This window comes from Pseudomonadota bacterium (genome assembly GCA_030860485.1).
In the GTDB taxonomy this organism is placed as follows: Bacteria; Pseudomonadota; Gammaproteobacteria; order JACCXJ01; family JACCXJ01; genus JACCXJ01.
The window spans coordinates 1-7,940 of the sequence record JALZID010000246.1 but is presented as its reverse complement, the minus strand read 5'-3'; the positions used below and the strand labels follow the sequence as shown (position 1 = coordinate 7,940).

Below are 7,940 nucleotides of genomic sequence, written 5' to 3'. Positions count from 1 at the left end.
CATTGGACAAGCGTCTTCACCGAGGCGGCGAGATCACCGAGCGTGACGTCCTGGAAGCGACGATCGGCGGATCGGTGCTCCGGCTGCGGCCGAAGCTGATGACGGTGAGCGTCGTCATGGCATCGCTTGTGCCGATCATGTGGAGCAGCGGGGTCGGTTCTGACGTCATGCAGCCAATCGCGGCGCCGATCATCGGCGGGATGATCACTTCGACGATCCACGTGCTCATTAACATCCCTGTCATCTTCTACATCATGAAGGTGCGGGCGCTCCGGAAGGGCCGTCTGAAGGTGTCCGGCATGACGCTGTGAGCAACTGATGATTGAGTTTCACTCGAATCCCGTGTGGCACCTGGGACCGATTCCCGTCAATTGATACGGCCTCGGCTGAGCGGCGACGTTCATTGTCGGAGCCGCGCTGGTACGCCGCTGGGCGTCGCGTGCAGGGGTGGCACGGGACAGGGCTTGAGGACCTGCTCCTCTGGACTCTCGGAAGGACGTTGGTTGGCGCACGGCTACTATTTCATCCTCCAGAACGATCCGCTGGCGTACGCCCGCGAGCCGTGGCGCATGCGGGTGGTCTCGCCTTTTTCGGCGGCCTGTTCGGTGCGATCGGGGCGGCATGGCTGTACACGCGGCGCGGCCGGCTGCCGTATAATACGAACGGCCGACCTGTTCGCGCCCGCCGTGCCGATCGCGGGCAGGGTAGGAACTGCGCCAGCCCGGGCGTGGCGAGGTCAGGCCGAGGACCTCGTAGTGGGAGGGGGTCTGTCCGATCAAATTCTTCAGTCTTGGCGGGGGACCTAGCGGCTTAATGATTGGCTTGGACGGGGAACCTCGCGACGAAGAAGTTTATTCCAACCGAGAATAGCTAATCGCGGAGGGTTTCACCGCCCTCGTACAACAAGTTTTCAATTTCAATAAGGAGAGATCATGGACTCGAAAAAACCAAACCTCATCGTCACCGGCAGCACCGGCCGGATCGGATCGGCGTTGCTCGAGCGCTTCAAAGGAAAATTCAATCTGATCGGCTTCGATCGCGAGATGTCTCCGCATCCGCCGCCTTTCGCCGAGTGTGTATGCGTAGATTTTGGTTCCGACAAAAGCGTTCAATTAGCGCTAAGACGGGTGCGCGAAGGTTACGGCAAGCGGATCGCCTCAGTCATCCATCTCGCCGCCTACTACGATCTCTCGGGCGAAGCGAGTCCGAAATATCAAGAAATCACGGTACGCGGCACCGAGCGGCTGCTCAAGGGGCTGCAAGAATTCGAAGCCGAGCAATTCGTTTATGCCAGCACGATGCTGGTCCATGCGCCTTGCGAGCCGGGATGCCGCATCAACGAAGATTCGCCGCTCGAACCGAAGTGGGCGTATCCGCAGTCGAAGGCCGAAACCGAGCAATTGATCAAGCAACAGCGAGGTTCCGTTCCTGTAGTGATTCTGCGCCTCGCCGGCATTTACGATGAGGAGGGCAATTCCACTTTCTTGACCGAGCAGATGGCACGCATCTACGAGAAGAAGCTGGTCAGCCATTTTTATCCTGGCGATTTGAATCGCGGGCAGTCCATGCTGCACATGGACGATCTACTCGACGGTTTGTTCCGGCTCGTGGACAAGCGCAATGGGCTGCCGCCGGAACTCACATTGCTCATGGGGGAAGAGGAAACCGTGAGCTACGGCGAACTGCAGCGCGACTTTGGGCGGCTCATACACAACGGGGAATGGGAGACGAAAGAAATCGCGAAACCGCTTGCAAAGGCGGGCGCGTGGGTCGAAGACGCGCTTCCCGGAGAAGACCCTTTCATTAAGCCATGGATGGTCGATCTCGCTGATGACCATTACGCGCTCGACATTTCGCGCGCGAAAGACATTTTGGGTTGGGCTCCGAAGCTCGGCCTGCGCACCATGCTGCCGAAAATGGTCGCAATGCTGAAAGCGAATCCGCTCGAATGGTACAAGGATAACAAATTGGAGCCACCAACCGAGCTTGCGGCCGCTGCGCCCGCGCCTCATGACGAGCAGATGAAAATGGTCGAGCACGGTGGCGCACATGAGATGGCCGGTATGAACGGGCACGAGCACGGCGACATGATGCGGGAAGAACACCGCAAGATGCTCTGGCCGCATTACGCCAATATCGTGCTGGGTCTCTGGCTTGTTACGAGTCCGTTCGCGCTGGGCTATATGAGTGATTACGTGCCCGACGCGAACGTGCTGCGCGTGATGAAGGAGCGTAATCTCCCTTCCGTCGAGTGGCGCAATCTTGCGATGGCATGGAGCGACATGGTAAGCGGCGCGCTAATCGTGATCTTCGGCATGCTCGCGGCCTCACCCTCGCGCCGCTATAGCTGGTCGCAATGGGCAAGCGCCGCGGTCGGCTTCTGGCTCCTCTTCGCGCCGCTCGTCTTCTGGACCCCGCTACCTGAGGCCTACAACAACGGCACGCTGGTCGGTGCGCTCGTCATCGCGTTCTCCGTGCTGATCCCGATGATGCCGGGTATGAGTATGGAAGGCATGATGGGCGGCCCCGACATCCCGCCCGGCTGGAACTACACGCCGTCGAGCTGGCTGCAGCGACTGCCGATCGCTGCGCTCGCGGTGTTTGGGATTTTCATCTCGCGCTATCTCACGGCCTATCAGCTCGGGCACATCGACCGCGCTTGGGATCCGTTCTTTGGCGATGGAACGATGACCATTATCACTTCCGAAATGTCAAAGGCCTGGCCCATCGCCGATGCGGGCGTCGGCACCGTCGCCTATGTGATGGAGCTGCTGATGGCAGTAATGGGCGATAAGCGGCGCTGGCGCACGATGCCCTGGATGGTGTTGGGCTTCATCGTTCTCGTCGTGCCATTGGGCGGCGTCAGCATTTTCTTCATCATCGTCCAGCCGATCGTGATCGGCACCTGGTGCAGCTTGTGCCTGATCGCTGCGCTCGCGATGGCCATCATGATTCCGTATTCGCTCGACGAGTTCGTCGCGATGGGCCAGTTCATGCTGGACGCGCACCGCAAGGGCAAAGCGTTGTGGCGCACGTTCTGGATGGGGGATGCCATGGACGGCGGTAGCGAGGACAACGCCAAAGAATTTGCCGGCACCACGCGCGAGATGATCGCCGAAGGAGCGCGCGGCGTGACGGTTCCTGCCCCGCTAGTCCTGAGCATCGCAATCGGCATCTCGCTCATGTTCACCCGCATGACGTTTGACAACTCCGGCTCGATGGCGAGCAGCGATCATCTGGTCGGCGCGCTGGTCGTGACCTTCTCGATCATCGCGTGGGCCGAGGTCGCGCGCCCCGTGCGTTTCGTGAACATGCTGTTCGGCGCGTGGCTGCTCGCTGCACCTTGGCTGCTCGATGGCGTCGGCTCGAGCCTTGCTGTCTGGAACAGCGTGGCGAGCGGCGCGCTCCTGATCGTCCTCGCGATTCCGAGGGGGCCGGTGCGCAACTTCTACGGGAGCTGGGACCGATACGTGTTTTGAACCGAGGGCTGGGCGCGATCCGATGACGCGCGCGCGGCTGGGGCTGGATGGACGTATTCCTGCTGCATGTCCAGGCGCACTTCATCCCGGGCCGCAATCTGACCTGGTATCTGATCTTTCTGCTAATCCTGGCCGCCTACTTGAAGGTGGTGGCGTCCTTGCCGCACAGCCACCAGCTTCCAGCGCTTGTCGCCCAACTCCATCGCCATGTACAACACGCCCTCTGCTGCGTTATCGTTGCTCTGTAGGGGGGTCACTCGGTTCATCTTCGCTCTCCTCTCGATGGGTTAGTTTAGTCAATGCGCCGAAAGGGTAGCCTGAGTGGCCCTACATAGCATCTGATCCCCCACCGATCCCCCCTCCCATCCGGTTCAGCCCCTGAGCCGACCCTCCCCCTTGGCCCTCGCTCGCCCGAGACGCCAAAACGCTCCGAAACATAGCGCCTCGGGCCGAGGAAGGGCCCGAAATTGCCCCGATCCCAGGCCGAGGACCGGTATGCTTGACAGCTCACGAGCCCAGCACTACTCTACCTCTTGGCGAAAAAGGGCTTTTGAAATTCCTATTCGTGCGGTCCGCAGTCGATCGGAAAGCACTTCGGCCACCTTGGTCGAGATCTCGCTCACGCGGGACAACGGTGCTACCTGCTCTTTCATGCTGGGACCTCGATTCGGCGCACCCCGGCAGCACGTAGGCGCGCACGACGAGGGCGATCACGCCGATGACGATACCCCAAAGCGGCGTTGTTGCACAAATCAGCGGCGGGGCGGGTGCTGGTTGCTGTCTCGTCGCGAACGCGACTGTCGACGAATACGGAATCTACTCTTTTCGCCCCGTGACATCGGTTAAATTATCAAGCGATTCCAGTTGCCGTAGCGCTCCCGGATCGGGCCACAGCGGATGCTGAGCACTACCAGCCCAGCGCCCAAGACCATACTGACGACGGTCGTAACCACGCTTGCACCAAACATGAAGGGTGCAGCGATCAATAGGGCTCCAAGTGGAACACTGAGATATCTCACCGGCCGGGCGACTTCAGCCGCGGCGATCGAGACTACGGTCAGAACAAGCGAGCCGATCACGTGGTGGGCATTCGCCAGGCTGCCATCGGCACCGAGCGTAATGCGCGTGAACAGTAGCGACAGGCCAATGAGGGCTGCCAGAGCCAGGTTCCACGGTAGGCTGACGCCGCCGCCGACCATACTCTTGATCACGGCGCCGGGCGACTGGTCGAACTCGTCGGTGATGGGCTCGCTGTGCGTCTCCCGCATCTCGTCGGTGTCGCCGACGAAGAGCACGCGCAGCCAGTTCTGGCCGGCCTTCGCGCGACGGCGCAGGAACTGCAGAGTTGCGAGCAGTTCGTCGAGTGAATAAGGGATTTGTATAAGTACCGCCGCCGCGCCGATCAGCGCAATGGTGCTCCAGGTGCCGATGACGATCGGCTGGATGATGATAAAGAAGATCGAGGTGATGCCGAGCGGCGCAATCATCAGGCCGAACAGCACCACCAGCCAGGGCATGGTGCGCCAACGCATCCGCGAGCCGACGATGCCGGTGAGGATCTCAAGCAGATAAGTGTAGCCCCCGACGGCGGCATCGGAGACTGGCCACGCTCTTGAAACTGCGGAGGTGATGATCTCCTCGGTACCGTTTTGCGGATCCAGGGGCGAGCCGGCGAAGAACGGATCCCATACGTCGGGTATGTGGCCAAGTTGGTAGGCAGCGAGGTAGCGTGAGACGTAGAGGCCGAGGAGCGCCAGCACGATGATGGGCAAGCGCTGCGTCCAGCCGGACGGGTTGTAGCTCCAGTCCGGCGGCACCGCAGGACCGGTGAGCGCGGCGATCGCCGAGGGACCCGGCTCGGGCTTGGTGCAGACTGCAAAGCCAAAGATCAGCGCACCAACGAGCGTGTCGGAAAGATAGGCGGCGGCGTTCTCCGTCGAGAACAGGAAGGGCACACCCATCACCAGTGCGCCGATACCGGCACACAGCCAGCGCGCCCATTGCGCGCGCCAGGACAGCGCCAGGGCAGCGGAGACCATGAGCGTCGCGCCAAGGACCTATTTCGCTCTGGCGCAGGAGCGGTTCCTCGATGTTGATCAGCAGCGGCTGAGTGATGAGCCAAGTGGCAAGGCCCATATTGACGAAATGCGCCCAGCGGTTGGCGCCGTGCTCGGTCCGAACCTGCGCCTCATGGAGGACGCGTAGCTTCTCCGGATTTTTACCCAGGTCGTTTGCCTTGCTGATCCAGGCCGGCGGCGTGACGCCGTTGGTTTCGTACCAACCGGCCGGGTCGTTCTGTAAAGCTGCGACGAGGCGCGGCAGCTCATCTTTCAATCGGTGTCGCGGCTCCCAGCCGAGCAGATCGCGGGCGCGCCGGATGTCGAGCGCGTAGTGGTCGTCGGCCATAGCGACCATGAAGGGTTTGATGAACGGCGCCTCGCCCCCGTCGATCGCGTCGGGGATCACCGGCTCGAGCTGGCCCTGCGCCCACGCGCCGGCGGCGGCGATGGGCTTTGGCAGGCGCTGCGTCGGCCAGTCATCCACACCGTGAATGAGCTCGCCGAGCTCGTCCTGGAGCGCGTCGTAGCCGATCGCGTCGGGCTCACCGATCAGGATCTCGGTTTCGGGCGGCAGCACATCGCGGCGATCGACGGCGCGGCGGAACGCTTCGAGCATGTCGTCGCGGTGGAGCATTGCCTGGCCGACCAGCGTGCTGCCTGAGTAGAAGTAGCTCTGGAAGTCGCGCTCGTAGATCCGTGCCATTTGCTGGGCCATCGTCGGCACGGTTGCGTGCTCGTCGTAGACGCCGGCCAGCCGCAGAATGACGTAAGGAATGTGTTTGTGTTCGGCCTTGATCTGCGCTTCGGCGGCGGCCTTCGACTTCGGATACGCCCAGCGCGGTTCGATCGGCTGGTGCTCGTCGATGCGCTCGCCGGGGCGGCAAGGCGCGTGCACGAGCATAGTGCTCGCATAGACGAATTGCTTGACTTCGAAGTCCTGCAGCGCGCGCAGAAGGCACCGCGTGCCCTCGACATTGACGGATTGGTAGAGCGGGTGGTCCTCGCCGGTAAAGTCGAAATAGGCGACGAGGTGGATGACGCTGGCGATGCGCGAGCCGAACGCGTCGCGGACCTTGCGCAATGCCAGCTCGACCGCGGCATCGGACGTGAAGTCGGCCTCGAACACAGGGAAGTCGGCGCCCTCCGCCTTAAGGTCGAGCCCGACGATCCGGTAGTCGCGAGCGAGCGCCTCGCCGAGCGAACGGCCGAGGTTGCCGGTCGCGCCGGTGATGAGGACGATCGGCCTTCGGTCTGCGCGTGTCATCGGCCAATCCTCACCGGTAGCCGATACCCATTACGTAATCCCGCAGAAGCGACGCTTCGTACTTTTCTTCCGCCATCAGCGCCCGAAGCGCATCTCGCGCATTGACGACGCCAGACGGTTTGGAATTCTCGTCGACGACGGGAATGTGTACGAAGCCGCACTTCTGCATCATCGACAAGACATCGGGCAGGGAGTCGGTCGGGCGGCAGTAGGCGACATCCCGGGTCATCACGTCAGCGGCCACGGTCGTGCAGACGCTGTCCCCGCAACGACCGATCTGCTGGACGATATTCGTTTTGGTGATAACACCCACCATTGCCCCATCGGAATTACAGACGACGACAAGACTGATCTGCGTGCTCGAGAGCAGTTTCGCTACGTCCACGAGCAACGCATCGACGTTTATCGTCACCAGTCGCGAACGTGCTACAACGTCTATGCTGCTGACAAGCTTCATGTTCATTCTTTGTCACTCTCCGTGCGGGTTCAAGCTACGCGCCAGCGGCGATCGCACCGCAAATTCGCGGATCTCGCTAATGGCCGCCCCAAAGAATCGACGATAAACGAGGTCCTGTGCGAAGTGGCGCTTGTCGGCGCGATTAGCCCTCGTGTTCCGCCGGCGCATAACTCAGCCGGCCTTGAACGATGCGAGCGGGCGACGTGTAGGGATGCACGACGGTGTGCTTCGCATCGAGGATATGCACTACTTCGATACCGCGGACGCACAGCGCATCCGCGATCAGCGCCCGGTGTCAGCGCCACCATACCGCTTCCGCGCACATGAGCGTTGTGCGCAGGCGCCCGGAAAGTTCAAGCAGGTCGTCCAAGCCCCGGGAAAACTCCGCGCTGCCGATATGGTCGGCGTAACCGCGAAACGAGGCGTTGAGCCATGCGACGTTCGGCGAATCGGGCAGCGGCCGGCGCCGGCCCCCGAGCGCGGGAACCCAGCGATAGGCGATGCCGTGCTCGGCGAGCATAGCGCTGAGCGCCGCTTCCGCGTACTGAGGGTAGCGCCTCGATCCGGGGAAGCGGCGCACATCCGCGACCGCCTCCAGCCGGTAGCGGGCGAGCAGCTCGAGAAACGCGTCCAGCGGGCGGGTCGAATGGCCTATCGTCCAGATCGTTGAGCCCATGGTT

4 protein-coding genes and 2 pseudogenes are annotated in these 7,940 nt (G+C 62.0%); 3 read left to right on the top strand and 3 right to left on the bottom strand.

Annotated elements, in window-relative coordinates; genetic code table 11:
- The 3 genes from M3461_15290 to M3461_15280 all read left to right on the top strand — a co-directional run.
- A partial coding sequence (locus tag M3461_15290; GenBank protein ID MDQ3775610.1) for an efflux RND transporter permease subunit occupies positions 1–311 on the top strand: 311 nt, incomplete at its 5' end.
- A 621-nt stretch (positions 312–932) separates the two neighbouring features.
- Positions 933–3,479, top strand: coding sequence for an NAD-dependent epimerase/dehydratase family protein (locus tag M3461_15285; protein MDQ3775609.1), 2,547 nt, complete (start codon positions 933–935; stop codon positions 3,477–3,479).
- 47 nt (positions 3,480–3,526) lie between these two features.
- A complete protein-coding gene (locus M3461_15280) occupies positions 3,527–3,727 on the top strand; it encodes a hypothetical protein (GenBank protein MDQ3775608.1) in 201 nt (66 codons plus the stop codon).
- Between the two features lie 594 nt (positions 3,728–4,321).
- Here M3461_15280 and M3461_15275 read toward each other — a convergent pair.
- The 3 genes and pseudogenes from M3461_15275 to M3461_15265 form a co-directional block, all read right to left on the bottom strand.
- A pseudogene (locus M3461_15275) lies at positions 4,322–6,803 on the bottom strand (NAD-dependent epimerase/dehydratase family protein).
- Positions 6,804–6,813: 10 nt separating this feature from the next.
- Positions 6,814–7,266, bottom strand: a complete 453-nt coding sequence (locus M3461_15270) for a CBS domain-containing protein (GenBank protein MDQ3775607.1) — start codon at positions 7,264–7,266, stop codon at positions 6,814–6,816.
- A 136-nt stretch (positions 7,267–7,402) separates the two neighbouring features.
- Positions 7,403–7,936 (bottom strand): annotated as a pseudogene (locus tag M3461_15265) (DUF488 domain-containing protein).
- Positions 7,937–7,940 lie beyond the last annotated feature (4 nt).